The organism is Desulfurispirillum alkaliphilum, assembly GCF_055378285.1.
On the sequence record NZ_AP042405.1, the window covers coordinates 2,618,419 to 2,632,298 of the forward strand.

Below are 13,880 nucleotides of genomic sequence, written 5' to 3' on the forward strand. Positions count from 1 at the left end.
AGGGAACTTGAACTCCTGTCAGAGGGCTCCGATCACCAGGTTGCGGTCGCACTGACCCGCCAGCTGCAGACTGTGAGTGACGATGACAATGGTGGTGCCCTCTTCACGCCTGATGGTCTGGAGGATATCCAGAATATGGGCCGAATTCTCCTCGTCAAGATTTCCCGTCGGCTCATCCATCAGCAGCACACTGGGCCGGTTGGCCAGGGCACGGGCAATGGCCACCCGCTGCTGCTCGCCACCGGAGAGTTCTGAAGAGTAATGATTCCAGCGATGCCCGAGGCCCACCTGTTCAAGAAGCTGACGCCCCCGCTGACTGTCCCGCTGTCCAGCAATGGTCATGGGCATCAGCACATTTTCCAGGGCGTTGAAATCACTGAGCAGATGGTGAAACTGAAAGACAAAACCAATATGCTCCGCCCGGTAACGGGCCAGAAAATTCTCACTGGCACCCTTCAGGGATTCGCCGCGGAAAAATACCTCGCCTTCATCGGGGCGATCCAGCCCCCCCAGCAGGTGCAGCAGCGTCGATTTACCGGTGCCGCTCTTCCCCGTGATGGCCACCAGTTCACCGGGCAGAATGTCGATATCCAGACCGCCAAGTACCCTGACGGAGTGCTGGCCGGCCATATGGTAGAGGCGCGCCAGCTGGCGGCCCTGCAGAATTGGCTGTTGATTCGGGGTCATGGGGTCAGTCATTGCGCAGTGCCTCCACAGGGCTGAGCTTGCCCGCCTGGCGAGCCGGGTAGAGGGTGGAGAGGATACTGATCAGTATCGACAACGCGATAATCGTGAGAATGATAACAGGCTCCAGCTGCACCGGCACGGTGTCCAGCATATAGACATCGGGGGGGAGCTTGACAAACTGATAGCGTTTGAGCAGCAGGCTCAGGACAATGCCACTGATGGTTCCCAGGATGGTTCCGGCAATCCCCAGCAGAATTCCCTGCAGGAAAAAGATACGCGAAATACTGCGTCTGGTGGCCCCCATGGACATCAGAATGCCAATCTCGCGGGTCTTCTCCATGACCATCATCACCAACGTACTGATAATATTGAAGGAAGCCACAATAATAATCACGCACAGGATCAGAAACATGCTGACCCGCTCCAGTTTCAGGGCACTGAAGAGGTTGGCGTTCATGGTGGTCCAGTCACGGGTGAAGTACATGGGACCGATTTCCTCGCGGATAGCCGCCATGGCATCTTCGGTATTGAAGATATTCCTGATGCGCACTTCAATGGTATTAACGGAGAGATCGCGGTGTCCCGCAATATCGCTGACCGTCTCAATGGAAGCGAAGGCCAGGGAGGTATCATATTCATACATGCCCGTCTGCAGGATACCGGCCACCCGCATCTGCTTGCGTTTGGGCACACTGCCAAAAGGCCCGATGCGCCCCGAAGGCGCCAGAAAAGTCACCACGCTGCCCACATCCAGATGGTATTTGCTGGCCAGCTGACGTCCTATAATGATGGAATCCGGCTGATGCAGGTTCTGCAGTGAACCTTCAACTATATAGGATGCGATATGGGCGTGGGACTCGGGATCAATACCCCGGGCCACCACCCCACTGACATTGCGCTGCCCCATGAGCATCAGGCTGGCGTGCAGCACCCCCGATGCCGATTCGACCCCGTCAATGGCACGAATACGCCGCTCCAGGTCTGGATACTCCGTCATCACGCCGTCATAGCTGCTGACCACAATATGTGAGGTGGCACCCAGTATCTTTGAACGCAGCTCTGTCTCAAAGCCCTTCATAACGCCGAGAACAATAATCAGGGCAGCCACGCCGATGGCGATTCCCAGCACACTGATCAGGCCGATGAAGGATATGAATTTCTCCCGTTTTTTGCCCCGCAGATTTCGCCAGGCGATGGTGAGTTCGTACATGGAATTCCCTTGTGGTCGATTTACTGGCAACCTGTCGCCGCACCCTGACGCGGATGTTTTTCAGCAGCCGTCAAAGCGTACCGCCCTGGGCGAGCAGCCTTTTTGTACCCCAAAAAAAAGCCCCCCGCAACAGCTGTTGCGGGGGGCCGGGAAAAGAGCCTGCTCAGGCCTGATAGTCAGGACGGGCAAACGTATAGGCGTAGGAAAGGTGATCGCTGTAGGTGCCGCTGGTAACGCCGACAACATCCTCAACAAAGACCAGTTCTTCGTTGGTGGGGATCACATAGACCTTAATGGGGGAGTCGGGAGTGGAAATCATGGTCTCACCGGACTTACTGAAGGTCTTGAGGTTCTTCTCGCGATCCAGCTTTACCCCCATGAATTCCAGGTTTTCCAGGGCCTTTTCGCGGATCAGCCCCGCGTTTTCGCCAACACCGGCGGTAAACACGATGGCGTCGGTACGGCCAAGGGCAGCGGCATAGGCGCCAATGTACTTGCGGATGCGGTAGGCCTCCATGTCAAGAGCCAGGATGCAGCGCTCATCGGCGCCCTTGGAGGGATCACTGGGGTTGGCCTGGGCGTTTTCGATGACATCGCGGCGGTCGGTGAAGCGACCGGTGATACCCAGAATTCCGCTTTGCTTGTTGAGCAGGGAGTCGGCTTCGTTGACCGACATCCCCATGCGGTTGATCAGGTACATGGGCAGTGCCGGATCAACGTCACCGCTGCGGGTTCCCATCATCAGACCTTCCAGAGGCGTCAGGCCCATACTGGTGTCCACGCTGATACCGTTCTTGATGGCGCAGCTGGAAACCCCATTGCCCACATGCATGGTGATAATGTTGCACTGGGTAGCCGGCTTGCCCAGCAGCGCGGCAGCGCGCTTGCTGACGTACAGATGGCTGGTGCCGTGGAAACCATAGCGACGGATGCCGTGATCTTCGTAAAGGTGATAGGGGATGGCATACATAAACGAGCTGCGCGGCATGGTCTGATGGAAGGCCGTGTCGAAGATGGCCACCTGAGGCACTCCGGGCATCAGACGCTCGGCGGCGCGGATACCGGCAAGGTTTGGCGGATTGTGCAGAGGCGCCAGATCCTGGACATCTTCAATGCCACGGATCACGGCATCGTCAATGAGAACAGAGCAGACGAACTTCTCGCCACCGTGAACCACGCGGTGGCCCACAGCGGAGATACTCTTCAGGTCGGCGATAACCCCGACTTCACTGGAGGTGAGGGTTTTGACAATCAGGTTGATGGCGCTTTCGTGGTCGCTGCACTCGTATTCATCTTTATAGGTATCGCGACCGGGGACTTCATGAATGATAAAAGAGTCGCCAATGCCGATGCGTTCTACCATACCTTTGGCGATAACCTTGCGGTCGCTCCAGTTATAAAGCTGGTATTTGACCGAAGAGCTGCCGCAGTTCAGTGCAAGAATATCCATGAATCTCTTCTCCTTCTCGTAATTGTATTATTGCGCCTGGACGGCGGTGATGGCGGCAAGGTTGACGATATCCATGGCCTTGCATCCACGGGAAAGGTCGTTGACCGGCTTGGCCAGACCCTGAATGATGGGGCCGATGGCTTCGGCTCTGGCGTAGCGTTCAGTCAGTTTGTAGCCTATATTGCCGGCGTCCAGGGTGGGGAAGATGAGCACGTTGGCCTTGCCTGCCACGGGGCTGCCCGCCGCCTTACGCTCGCCGACAGAGGGGATGATAGCCGCGTCAAGCTGCAGTTCGCCGTCAACCATGAGTTTCGGATCCTTCTCCTGCACGATCTTGAGGGCGGTAAGCACTTTGTCCACATCCTCGTGTTTGGCCGAACCCTTGGTGGAGAAGCTGAGCATGGCGACGCGGGGCTCGACACCCAGGAAGGAGCGACAGCTCTGGGCAGTGGAAAGGGCGATTTCCGCCAGCTGTTCCGCGTTGGGATTGGGGTTGACCGCGCAGTCGGCAAAAATGGTCGACCCATTTTCGCCAAACTCGGGGGCCTGGGGGGTACACATGATGAAGCAGCTGGATACGGTTTTGATACCGGGCTGAAGGCCAATAACCCGCAGAGCGGAACGCAGCACATCCGCCGTCGTGTGACAGGCGCCTGTAACGCATCCATCGGCATCGCCACGCTCAACGGCCATGGCGCCATAGAAGAGAACATGCTTCATGGATTCCTGAGCCTCGTCCAGAGTCATGCCCTTGGACTTGCGCTTTTCCAGATATGCTTCCACGTAGGTTTCGTAGAGGGGGCTCTTCTCGGGGTCAATGATATCAATACCGTCGGTGCTGAATCCTTGTTTGGAAAACTCCGCCACAATTGTGTCATAATTGCCCAGAAGCTTCACTTTGGTGATCTTTTCCCTGGTGAGAATGGCAGCCGCTTCTACGGTGCGGGGATCTTCCCCTTCCGGCAGAACAATTGTCTTGGGATTGGCCTTGGCCTTGGCAATAAAGCTTTCCAATACGCTCATCTGTACCCTCCTGAGTTAGGACGTTTTTTGCTTTTTTGGTAACTCTTCACGTTGTAGCAGCACTCGCGCCCGCATTCCTCACGGAGACACTCGCTTTCGTCCATGGCTCGAGTCTCCGCCGCTCGCCATCCGGGCTCGCTCTCGGAACACAGGCGCTCCTGCTGAAATACAGCTGCGAGACCGTGAATGGTTACCTTTTTTGTAACATAGCATACTCCCAAATCATTGCACAACTTCACGGGATGAGTGGCACAAAAGAACAATTCGCGAACCAGCAGCAGGCATCATCCAAAGCCAAGCGCAAAGCATCCTGACGCAAATGAGGATTTTTCAGCAGCCTGTCAGTGAACCACCGGCCCGCATGTGCTATATTCGCCGTAAACCATGAGGAGTGTACCCCATGAAATTTCGACCGGCGCGGCAAAGAGCAGTCCTGCACAGGTTGACCGGCGCCTGCCTGCTCGTCTGCCTGTTCCTTCCAGCGATGGCCCACGCCCTGAACCAACTTACCGAAGAGGACACCATGAGTATTATCGCCCGTGATCTTGGAATACGCCTGGCAATACCCGCCGACTGGTTCGCCGAAGAAGCCATCCACGCCGACAGAATCTACATGGCCTCCCCTCAGATGGGCTATCGCTCCAGTATCGCTCTGAGCCTTGAACGCCTGGAATCACCCACACCAGAAGCCTTTGAAAAGCTCATCACGGGCGTCCCCGACGCTTTGGCCTCACGCCATCCGGACCTGAAAATCCTACGGCAGCAGAAGTTCATGCAGGACAACATGCCCGCGTGGTTCATCCGCTACCAGTGGAGCCATGATTCCGTCCCCCACTCCTTTGAACAGGTTACGGCCCTCATTGTCACAAACCTTGATCACGGCTCCGTCGTCCAGGTGGACGGATCAACCATAGCTCCCCTGGCCCAAGAGTACATGCCTCTCTTCGCGGATATCGTCAACTCCATTGAAGGACTGGGGGGCAACGAACAGCGCGATTTCCCTCCCCCTGGATATCGTACCCACTTCAGCTACCACACCCACGCCTCCCTGGCCCTTCCGGTGGAATGGGACCCCCAGGAAGAGTCAGGCTCCCACGCCATCTACCGCGAAGACATCGAAGACCGCGAAGAGGAAATCCAGCGCCCCGGTGTACTGGCCGTGCACCTGACCCGCCTGGCGCAGGCCGACGGCAGTGAGCCGCAAAAGCTGCTGGAACAGACTCGCCGGATTCCCCGTGCCGAACAGGCAGTGCTCAGCGAATCCCGTACCACCGTTGACGGACGCGACGCGACCACCATCACCCTGCGCTACCGCGACACTGAGCACGATCTCGACCTCTTCCTGCATCAAATCGCCTTTCTGGCCGGATCAATGCTCTACTCTCTGACCATGGTAGCGGAAGAAGCGCGCAAGGACGAGCTGCTGCCCGAAATGACCCGCGCCCTGCAGTCACTGCGCGTCATCCCCTTTGACGACAGTATGATAGCTCATTCGAAGGGAGGCCCCTTTCAGACCATTTTCGACGAGCGCCTCATGCTTTCCCTGATCATCCCTACCCCGTGGACCGGCCAGTGGGACGGGGAAAAACTCCTGCGCTTTTACGGACCGCCCCAGCCGGATTTTGACGACTATCGGCCCACTATCAGTTTTCAGGCCATTCCGGTAGAGGGATTTGGTTACGACTGGCTGGAAGAGGTGATTGCCACCCTTGGCCGTGACATGGAGGAGGAGTACAACCAGTACACCCTGGTGCTGGAAAATCGCTTTCTGACAGAAGATCTCGACCCCGCCCACCTGCGCCGCTACCAGTGGGTTGATGAAGAGAGCGGGCTGGGCTTCTCCCAGTTTCAGGTACTGCTCATGGCGAACTCACATATGTACATCATCAACGGGGCCACGCTGACCGCGCTTGAGCGCCAGTTCATGCCCACCCTGATGGACATTTTCCAGTCCCTGCGCGTCATCCCCCGAAGCGATTAAAGTCAATGCAGATGTACGGAAAAATTGTGCAGAATAAAACTTACCGAGACGCCAGGCAGCTCTCAATCGCCCGCATCATCTCCCCGAAAACCGACACCACTTCACTGAGCGCCCGGTGCGCGTCACTGGAAGTGGTGTCCGCCAGAGCATTCTCCAAAGCTCCAGCGGCTGCGGAAAGCGCCCTGAAGCCAAGATAGGCCGATGAGCCTTTCAGGGCGTGCGCCAGGTGTCCGGCCTCGGCGACATCGCCCTGCTCCATGGCCTGGCGGATATTCACCACCATACTTCCCTGGCTGTCTGCGAAGAAGGCGAGGAATTCGCGGTAGGTATCCATATCGATCTCAAGCTTGTCCAGAATATCGGCCACATCTACTCCCGGCAGGGCGACGGCGCCGTCCATCACCCCACCATCAGGCCTGCCGAGAGTCGCATCGAGTGCACTTTCGCGGCCCGTCCATTTGCGCAGCGCGCTCTCCAGGAGCTTCCTGGACACCGGTTTGGCAATGTGGTCGTTCATACCGGCAGCTTTGCAGGCTTCCGCATCGCTGTGCATGGCATTGGCCGTCATGGCGATAATGGGCATGGCATTCCAGCGGGGGTTGCGCCGAATCTGCCTGGTGGCGCTCAAGCCATCCATAACAGGCATGCGCATATCCATCAGCACCACGTCATAATCCTGCTGGTCAAGAATCGCCAACGCCTCCTGGCCATTGCAGACCAAGGTGATCTCCACTCCCATGCCGCGCAGCATGCCACTGGCAACTTCGCGGTTCAGGGCATTATCCTCCACCAGCAGCACCCGGACGCCTTCCAGAGACCCTTCCATTCCGGCGCTATCCAGAAGCGGCGATGTCATGCGGGTATCATAATCCCACACATCTTTCAGGGCTGGAACGTGCCGCTCCACGGAACGGAAGCGGACGCTGAAGGTAAAGGTGGAACCCTTTCCAGGTTCACTTTCCACCTGAATATCACCCCCCATCAGGTGCACCAGGCGGCGAGAGATAGCCAGACCCAGTCCGGTTCCCCCATACTTGCGCGTAATGGTGGTATCGGTCTGATTAAAGGATTCGAAGAGGTTCTCCATCTGCTCGTGACTCATGCCAATTCCCGTATCCCGGAACACAAAACGCAGAACCAGGTCGCCATCAACACCGGCTTCGCAGAAAAGCTCCAGGCTCACCGAGCCCTGCTCGGTGAACTTGACGGCATTCCCCGCGATGTTCAGCAGCACCTGTCCAAGGCGCATGGGATCACCAATCACCGTTGACGGCACTTCTTCATCCACAGTGACCGAATGCTTCAGGCCTTTCTCTTCCACTCGGAACTTGAGCAGATTAAACACCTTGTCAAGCACTTCCGCCAGTGGAAACTCAACCTGCTCCACTTCCAGCTTGCCTGCTTCGATTTTGGAGATATCAAGAATATCATTCAGAATATCCAGCAGTGACTCGGCCGCGGCATAGGACCTGCTGAGCATGTCGCGCTGCTCCGCCGAGAGCTGCGTCTGCAGGCACAGGTAGATCAGGCCAAGCACCGCGTTCATGGGAGTGCGGATTTCATGGCTCATATTGGCAAGAAACTCCGATTTCACGGCATTGGCCGCCTCTGCCTGCTGCCTGGCGGCCAGCATCTCCTGCTCCAGAAGCTTGCGCTCCGTCACATCGATGATCAGCCCTTCAAGAGCCACCACATCACCGCTGTCATTCAGGACAAAATCCCCCTGCTCGAAAAGCCACTTCGTCTGCCCACTGGCCGTGGTAATGGAATACTCCAGCCGCGCAGGCTGCCCCAGAGCGCGGGCGCGCTGCCAGGTCTGCCAGATCCATTCGTGATCGGCAGGATCGATCAGCTGATCAAAGGAGACCACCCGATTCTCCACCAGATCCTCAGGCCGGTAACCCGTCAGCTCAAAACAGCCTTCCGAGACAAACTCCATGGTCCAGGTGCGATCATAGCGGCAGCGATAGACCATGCCAGGCAGGTTGGAAATGAGCAGGGACTTGCTGCGTTCGCTCTCCTGCAGTGAGTGGTTCAGTCGCCGCAGGCGCATGTTCCAGTACATGGCAAGCGCAATCAGAAGGATCAGCCCAGCGGCGACGCGCAACACAAAGCCATAGTCAACGGGCTGGACAATGGTGATATTCACATGCCGGTTCACAATCTCTTCACGCTCGGCATGGGTAATGGTGGCGATAGCCCTGTCGAGAATATCCCGCAGCATGGGCTCGCTTTTCAGTACGCCCATGCGCAGGCGGTTGGTGTAGTGTTCGGGCGCCTGACCGGCTATTTTCAGATTGAAGAGCCCTTCCTTGCGAATGGTATAGGCGGAGATAGTCAGCGAGCGCAGCGTCAGGTCGGCATCTCGCCGGGATACGGCACTGAAGACGTCATTCTCCGTAGCCACATGCATGATCTCCAGGTTGGGAAAATCGCGGCGTACCCGCTCCTCCATGGAAGTGCCGCTGGGCAGCACCATGACCTTGCCCGTCAGCTGCGTCGCGTCAACTATATAGGGATGTTCCTCCCGGGTGATAAAGACATTGGGATCCACCAGCAGAGGCTCCGTGAAAAGCAGCCACTCCTCCCGCGCCGGGGTCTGGTTCAGGAAGGGCAGAATCAACACCTGACCGGAACGGGAAAGCTCCAGGGCCTCGTCCCAGTCGCGGGGAAACACATAGGAGAATTCGATTCCCAGACGCGAAGCCACCAGATCCAGCAAGTCCGCCGCAATACCCGTAAAGTTTCCCCGTTCATCCACATGTTCAAAGGGAACCCAGTCGGGGTCTGGAGCAACCGTTACGGGACCAAGAGCCTCAAGATACATCCGTTCGGCAGCCGTCAGCATAACAGCACCGGCCCATGCACCACACAGCATAGGCAGTAGCAGACAACCAATCAATAAACGACATATCCACTTCACGCCCATGACTTCAACACCAATATCCTTTTGCATTTTGAAACCGAAAGCTACGCAAAGTCTGCTCGCCACTGAATGACACAATACCATGAACCTGGCGGCAGGAGAATACCTTCCCGCACATTCGCCATCATGGTGGACAACCCAGGCGCAAACCTGACAATTCCCCTGTCACCTTTCCGACACACGCGCAATATGGCGAGGACACCATAACCAGACGCTGCCATTACTTATAGTTACGCGCCTGGAGAGTTTGGCGGGAGCCTTGCAGTGCCATCGGCAACGGTTCCTCATATTAACTGGCAGACAAGGCTTCTCAGCAGCCTGCAAAGGAGTATTACCATGAACACCGCCCCCGCCATATATCTCGATGCCATGGCCACCACGCCCTGCGATCCACGGGTGGTGGAAGCCATGCTCCCCTACTTCCACGAGCAGTTCGCCAATGCCTCCAGCACCGTGCATGCCCCCGGACAGTGCGCCTATGACGCCGTGGCCTCAGCCAGAAGAACCATCGCGTCATGCCTGGGCGCACAGGCCGAGGAAATCCTCTTCACCAGTGGCGCTACCGAAAGCAACAATATGGCCATCCTGGGAGCGGCCCGTGCCAATACCGGCAGCAGACGCACCATCCTCACCAGCGCCGTGGAACACCGCTCCGTACTGGAGCCCTGCCAGATGCTGGTATCCCAGGGGTACACCCTGAAAACCATCGGTGTCGACAACCAGGGCAGGCTCAAACACGATGAACTGCAACAGGCACTGGGAGACGATGTACTCCTGACAAGCATTCAGATGGCCAATAACGAAACCGGCGTTCTGCAGGACATTGCCACCATCAGCCGCCTGGCAAAAGCAGCTGGCGCCCTGGTGCATGTTGACGCCGCCCAGACCGCAGGTAAAATCCCCATAAACCTGCAGGCGCTTGATGTGGACTACCTCAGCTTGAGCGCCCATAAATTCTACGGACCCAAGGGGATTGGCGCCCTCTTTGTGCGTCGGGAAGCCGCAGCGCACCTCGGCCCCATCATGGGCGGCGGCACCCAGGAGCGCCGACTGCGTCCGGGAACCCTGAACGTGCCGGGAATCATCGGCATGGCACGGGCCTGCGAACTTGCCCTCGCCGACATGCAAAACGAGGGGAAGCGCATCGGAACGCTGCGCGACCTGCTGGAAAACCTGCTGATGGAGAAAATTCCGGAACTCATCACGAATGGAGACCGCGCCAGACGCCTGCCCTGCTGCACCAGCATTCGCTTTGCCCACACCGACGCCGCAGGCCTGATGCTGCAGGTGCCCCATGTGGCCATGAGCGCCGGAGCAGCCTGCTCATCGGGCAGCAGCGAACCCTCGCACGTGCTCCTGGCCATGGGACTGGATACAGACGAAGCCAGCCGCAGCCTGCGTCTGAGCCTTGGACGATTTACCACCGAGGAAGATATCCGCAGCGCCGCCGAAGCCATAGCCGAAGGATACGAAATGATGAGCCTGCTGACAGGCGTGGGAGCCTGAGCTCTTCGCCCGCAGCCAGTTCAACGCAAACCGCCCGCCGGAATACCCGGCGGGCGGTAATTCTTAATACTTCCTGGCCCGCACTGCCAGGAACAGGGGAATATCGCGGTTATCCGCATTTCCAGAAAATTTTCTGGAAATCTCCCCAGGAATCGCATATTCCTCGAAAGCATCGACCACAAGCCGCCTCTGGACTATTTCCCTGAAGTACTGACTCAAGGGCCGGTGGTAGCTGCGGGTTGTGCCCCGGCCCCGTTCATGGGGCTGCATAGGCACTTCAAGCGCGCTGAGATAGCGATCTATACGCCGATAATGCAGCTTGCGCTGCGCGTCCCAGCCCCAGCCACTCTGGCGTGGAACACGAAAACAGGGATGGGTCATGAATATCACCAGCTGCCCACCTGGCCGCAAGGCCCAGGCAGCGCTGTCAATGGCTCCCTCCAGAGGGTGGATATCCTGGAGACTCAGCAGAAACACGACACCATCAAAACTCCCCTCGTCAAGCTCCGGATGTCCCTGCAGCGCGGTGGCATCACCCGACAGAAACCGCGTTCTGTCACCGCCGTTATGCCGCCTGGCAAAGTGCAGGAGCTTGCGACTACAGTCAATTCCCGTGTACCAGGCCCCACGCCTGCAGATATGCTGTGCCAGGGCACCTGGCCCACAGCCCATATCAAGGATATGCTGACCTTCACGGGGGTTCATCAGCCCCATCACAGCTGGAATCGCCAGCTTACGATGATAGACGCTGCCGCCGGCACCGGCCCACCCGGTATACCAGTGCGCAACGCCATCCCAGCCCTCGCTGGATACATGCTTTTTCTGAATTTTCGCCATGTGCTCGCCTTTCCTTTCTGAGAGAGAAAAAAGAGCGACGCGGCGAAAAGCGGATCAACAGACTACTGAAAAATTCCGCATTCGCCGCGTCAGGCGAAGCGGATACGACAAAAGCAAATACCGTACATTCTCACGGTGTTCCTCCCTGAATCAAAACAAGCATTCATGAGCGGCTTGCTGGCGCACCAAAAAATACATTTTCCGTACACCCAAGCAACCCGCAAGACATCACCATCACCGATGGTGACGCAGCCACCTGAAAAACTCCTCACTTCAGATACTGGGGCAGCTTTTCGCGCAGCTCCCGCGCATCCAGTCGAGTATAATCTTTATCAATCTCGGCGACAACCACAGACGCCACCTCTGCGCCAAGGTGCTTGCGCAGCTCTCCCAGAAAGGCGGGTGGAGCAACCACATACAGCTTCTCCAGTTCCCCCTGCTTACGCCGCTCCTGCAGATTCTGCGTCAGTTCACGGGCGAATACCGCCGTTTCCTGCTCTTTGGGAGTTGTGGTTTCCGCCATGGCACTGCGCCCGGTACCGGCACTCTGGAAGCTGCGCCCCTGGCGGTCACTGCTCAGATCCTGCTGGCGCAGCCGCGCAGCGGGATTGACCAGGGACTCCAGCTCCATCAGTGGCCCCGTGGGACTTTCCACCGCCAGCAGACGAGCGCGGGAGGCATCGGCAACGAGAATGATCACCTTGGACATCTGGAAATGGGGAGTGTTCATGGAATCTCCTTTCAGCACGTGTTGACTCAAAGGTGCGGGTTCAGCTTCAATTTTTCAAGCCCGCCAGGTATACTTTGAACACGAAAATCCCCCCGGAGGCCACCATGAAACGCCTGATGACCGGAATTGTAATCTTTGACGACATTGAAGTTCTGGACTTCTGCGGCCCCTTCGAAGTGCTGTCGGTAACACGCCTGAACGAAGCCCGCCGTCGCGAAGAGCCTTCCCCCTTTGATGTGCGCCTGATTGCCCCCCAAGGCAAAAATGTCACCACCGCCGGCGGCATGCAGGTGCTGGCACAGCATACCTTTGCCGACACTCCCCCCCTGGATATCCTTGTGGTTCCCGGGGGCTGGGGAGTACGCCGGGAGCTGGAAAACCCCGCCATGGCCCCATGGCTGCGCCAGCAGGCACAGCAGGTCACACTGCTCACCGCCGTCTGCACCGGTTCCATGCTCCTGGGCCAGGCCGGACTGCTGGATGGACATCACGCCACCACCCACTGGAAGAGCCTTGACTGGATGCGCCAGACCTTCCCCGGCATACAGGTGGACGCCCAACACCACGTGGTGGAAGATAGCCATATCATCACCAGCGCCGGCATTTCAGCGGGCATCGACATGGCCCTGCGCATCGTCGCCCGCTGCTGGGGCGAAGACGTCGCCACCGCCACGGCACGGCACATGGAGTACCTGCCCAACCAGGAAAACATCCGCAGGGTGTAGCCATGAAGATCTTCGACGCCCACCTGCACATCATCGACCCGCGCTTCCCCATCGTCCCCAACCAGGGGTATCTGCCCCCGACCTTCACCTGTCACGACTACCTGGAACGCATACAGAACTACGAACTGGCAGGTGGAGCCATCGTATCCGGCTCATTCCAGGCCTTCGACCAGCAGTACCTGCTGGACGCCCTGAAACAGCTTGGTCCGGCCTTTGTCGGCGTTACTCAGCTCCCCGTCACTACCAGCGACGAAGAAATCCTGCACCTGGACGCCGCCGGCGTGCGGGCCGTGCGCTTTAATCTGCGCCGGGGTGGCTCTGAAAGTCTGGAACAGCTCCAGACCATGGCCGATCGCATCCACGAGCTGGTGAAATGGCATGTGGAACTCTACGTGGACAGCCGCGAACTGGGCGAACTCTACCGTACCCTCAGCACCCTGCCCGCCGTCAGTATCGATCACCTGGGGCTCAGCCGCGACGGCTTCCATCTGCTGTGCCAGCTGGTGGAAAAAGGCGTCCGGGTGAAAGCCACCGGATTCGGCCGAGTGGACTTCGACATACCCGACGCCCTGCAGCGCATCCACCGCATCAACCCCGCCGCTCTGCTCTTCGGAACCGACCTGCCCTCAACCAGAGCCCCCCGCCCCTACACCGACGAAGACGCCATGCTGGTGGCGCGCACCATGGATGAAGACGCCGCCGAGCGCATCCTCTGGCGCAACGCCCAGGAGTGGTACCGTGTTACTGGAAGGTAGTCGCAAAATTTCCGGCATAGAAACATAAAAAAGGGAGCCGATGGGGCTCC

Annotated in this window: 11 protein-coding genes; 4 read left to right on the forward strand and 7 right to left on the reverse strand. The window is 58.0% G+C overall.

Going from position 1 to position 13,880, the window contains the following annotated elements; all coding sequences use genetic code 11:
• Positions 1 to 18 precede the first annotated feature (18 nt).
• The 4 genes from ACZ46I_RS11750 to pta form a co-directional block, all read right to left on the reverse strand.
• Complete coding sequence (locus ACZ46I_RS11750; RefSeq protein WP_226508898.1) at positions 19 to 699, reverse strand: ABC transporter ATP-binding protein; 681 nt, start codon at positions 697 to 699, stop codon at positions 19 to 21.
• Positions 692 to 1,897, reverse strand: coding sequence for a lipoprotein-releasing ABC transporter permease subunit (locus ACZ46I_RS11755; RefSeq protein WP_013505672.1), 1,206 nt, complete (start codon positions 1,895 to 1,897; stop codon positions 692 to 694). The genes ACZ46I_RS11750 and ACZ46I_RS11755 overlap by 8 nt, the downstream gene beginning before the upstream one ends.
• A gap of 163 nt (positions 1,898 to 2,060) precedes the next feature.
• Complete coding sequence (locus ACZ46I_RS11760) at positions 2,061 to 3,347, reverse strand: acetate kinase (RefSeq protein WP_013505671.1); 1,287 nt, start codon at positions 3,345 to 3,347, stop codon at positions 2,061 to 2,063.
• A gap of 27 nt (positions 3,348 to 3,374) precedes the next feature.
• Positions 3,375 to 4,370, reverse strand: a complete 996-nt coding sequence (gene pta, locus ACZ46I_RS11765; RefSeq protein WP_013505670.1) for a phosphate acetyltransferase — start codon at positions 4,368 to 4,370, stop codon at positions 3,375 to 3,377.
• A gap of 400 nt (positions 4,371 to 4,770) precedes the next feature.
• Here pta and ACZ46I_RS11770 point away from each other — a divergent pair, with 400 nt between their 5' ends.
• Positions 4,771 to 6,351, forward strand: a complete 1,581-nt coding sequence (locus tag ACZ46I_RS11770) for a hypothetical protein (RefSeq protein ID WP_464280901.1) — start codon at positions 4,771 to 4,773, stop codon at positions 6,349 to 6,351.
• Positions 6,352 to 6,391: 40 nt separating this feature from the next.
• Here ACZ46I_RS11770 and ACZ46I_RS11775 read toward each other — a convergent pair whose 3' ends face one another.
• Complete coding sequence (locus ACZ46I_RS11775; RefSeq protein WP_464280902.1) at positions 6,392 to 9,199, reverse strand: response regulator; 2,808 nt, start codon at positions 9,197 to 9,199, stop codon at positions 6,392 to 6,394.
• Between the two features lie 414 nt (positions 9,200 to 9,613).
• Here ACZ46I_RS11775 and ACZ46I_RS11780 point away from each other — a divergent pair, with 414 nt between their 5' ends.
• Complete coding sequence (locus ACZ46I_RS11780) at positions 9,614 to 10,783, forward strand: cysteine desulfurase family protein (RefSeq protein WP_464280903.1); 1,170 nt, start codon at positions 9,614 to 9,616, stop codon at positions 10,781 to 10,783.
• A 63-nt stretch (positions 10,784 to 10,846) separates the two neighbouring features.
• Here the strand turns inward: ACZ46I_RS11780 and ACZ46I_RS11785 are convergent, their stop codons facing one another.
• Together ACZ46I_RS11785 and ACZ46I_RS11790 are read right to left on the reverse strand one after the other, a co-directional pair.
• A complete protein-coding gene (locus tag ACZ46I_RS11785) occupies positions 10,847 to 11,620 on the reverse strand; it encodes a class I SAM-dependent methyltransferase (protein ID WP_464280904.1) in 774 nt (257 codons plus the stop codon).
• A gap of 268 nt (positions 11,621 to 11,888) precedes the next feature.
• Positions 11,889 to 12,350, reverse strand: a complete 462-nt coding sequence (locus ACZ46I_RS11790; RefSeq protein WP_013505665.1) for a host attachment protein — start codon at positions 12,348 to 12,350, stop codon at positions 11,889 to 11,891.
• Positions 12,351 to 12,454: 104 nt separating this feature from the next.
• On the opposite strand from ACZ46I_RS11790, the gene ACZ46I_RS11795 reads away from it, so the two are divergent.
• Both ACZ46I_RS11795 and ACZ46I_RS11800 read left to right on the forward strand, forming a co-directional pair.
• Positions 12,455 to 13,075: a DJ-1/PfpI family protein gene (locus tag ACZ46I_RS11795; RefSeq protein ID WP_464280905.1), complete on the forward strand. Its 621-nt coding sequence runs from the start codon at positions 12,455 to 12,457 to the stop codon at positions 13,073 to 13,075.
• A gap of 2 nt (positions 13,076 to 13,077) precedes the next feature.
• A complete protein-coding gene (locus ACZ46I_RS11800; RefSeq protein WP_464280906.1) occupies positions 13,078 to 13,830 on the forward strand; it encodes an amidohydrolase family protein in 753 nt (250 codons plus the stop codon).
• Positions 13,831 to 13,880: the final 50 nt, after the last annotated feature.

Bases quoted from the DNA above. Each gene is read 5' to 3' on its own strand.
- ACZ46I_RS11795 (WP_464280905.1), top strand. From the start codon at position 12,455: ATGAAACGCCTGATGACCGGAATTGTAATCTTTGACGACATTGAAGTT.
- ACZ46I_RS11800 (WP_464280906.1), top strand. From the start codon at position 13,078: ATGAAGATCTTCGACGCCCACCTGCACATCATCGACCCGCGCTTCCCC.
- ACZ46I_RS11770 (WP_464280901.1), top strand. From the start codon at position 4,771: ATGAAATTTCGACCGGCGCGGCAAAGAGCAGTCCTGCACAGGTTGACC.
- ACZ46I_RS11750 (WP_226508898.1), bottom strand. From the start codon at position 699: ATGACTGACCCCATGACCCCGAATCAACAGCCAATTCTGCAGGGCCGC.
- ACZ46I_RS11790 (WP_013505665.1), bottom strand. From the start codon at position 12,350: ATGAACACTCCCCATTTCCAGATGTCCAAGGTGATCATTCTCGTTGCC.
- pta (WP_013505670.1), bottom strand. From the start codon at position 4,370: ATGAGCGTATTGGAAAGCTTTATTGCCAAGGCCAAGGCCAATCCCAAG.
- ACZ46I_RS11775 (WP_464280902.1), bottom strand. From the start codon at position 9,199: ATGCTGACGGCTGCCGAACGGATGTATCTTGAGGCTCTTGGTCCCGTA.
- ACZ46I_RS11785 (WP_464280904.1), bottom strand. From the start codon at position 11,620: ATGGCGAAAATTCAGAAAAAGCATGTATCCAGCGAGGGCTGGGATGGC.
- ACZ46I_RS11780 (WP_464280903.1), top strand. From the start codon at position 9,614: ATGAACACCGCCCCCGCCATATATCTCGATGCCATGGCCACCACGCCC.
- ACZ46I_RS11760 (WP_013505671.1), bottom strand. From the start codon at position 3,347: ATGGATATTCTTGCACTGAACTGCGGCAGCTCTTCGGTCAAATACCAG.
- ACZ46I_RS11755 (WP_013505672.1), bottom strand. From the start codon at position 1,897: ATGTACGAACTCACCATCGCCTGGCGAAATCTGCGGGGCAAAAAACGG.